This is a genomic window from Xanthomonas sp. SHU 166 (assembly GCF_000364685.1).
In the GTDB taxonomy this organism is placed as follows: Bacteria; Pseudomonadota; Gammaproteobacteria; order Xanthomonadales; family Xanthomonadaceae; genus Xanthomonas_A; species Xanthomonas_A sontii.
The window spans coordinates 1-922 of sequence record NZ_AQOJ01000995.1 but is presented as its reverse complement, the minus strand read 5'-3'; the positions used below and the strand labels follow the sequence as shown (position 1 = coordinate 922).

Here is a 922-nt window from a genome sequence, read left to right as displayed (position 1 = left end):
GACGGCGGCGCGCTGCCCGCGCTGGCCGACACCAGCGACCGCGTCGCCGACAGCGTCGGTACCCTGACCCACCTGGTCCGCAGTGCGCTGCTGCCGGCTGCCGCGGCCGCCAAGGAACAACCGCAGGTGACCGCGCACCGCAGCGGGTGAACGCGCCATCGCCTCACCCTGGCCGTGCGGTCGCTGCTGCAGAGGGCCACGCGGCCTTGCCCCGCGCCATGCCATGCACTCACCTCCCGTCGTCCCACACGCTCTAGACTCTCGCCCTGCTTCCCGGAATCCAATGCCGATGAACGAGATCCTGTCCCGCCAACACGCCATCGCCCTCGACGCCGCCGATCCGCTGCGGGCCCTGCGCCAGGAGTTCCTGTTCCCGCAACACCAGGGCGCCGACCAGGCCTACTTCGTCGGCAACTCGCTGGGCCTGCAGCCGCGCGGCGCGCGCGCCGCGGTGCAGGAGGTGCTGGACAAGTGGTCGTCGCTGGCGGTGGAAGGCCATTTCAACGGCGACACCCAGTGGATGACCTACCACGAACTGCTGGCCGCGCCGCTGGCGCGCTTGGTCGGCGCGCACCCGCACGAAGTGGTGGCGATGAACACGCTGACGGTGAACCTGCACCTGCTCATGGTCAGCTTCTACCGGCCCACCCGCGAGCGCCCGGCGATCCTGATCGAGGCCGGCGCGTTCCCGTCCGACCAGCATGCTGTGGCCTCGCAGATCCGTTTCCACGGCTTCGACCCGGCCACCGACCTGATCGAAGTTCAGCCCGACGGCGCCGATGGCACCGTGTCGCTGGCGGCGATCGAGCGCGCCATCGCCGAGCACGGCCCGCGCCTGGCGCTGGTGCTGTGGCCGGGCGTGCAGTACCGCACCGGCCAGGCCTTCGACCTGGCCGCGGTGGCGCGGCTGGCGCGCGCGGCA

Annotated in this window: 1 pseudogene; it reads left to right on the top strand. The window is 71.9% G+C overall.

From position 1 onward, the window contains the following. Nucleotides 1-289: 289 nt before the first annotated feature. Nucleotides 290-922 (top strand): annotated as a pseudogene (locus D180_RS22075) (kynureninase); the annotation flags it as partial.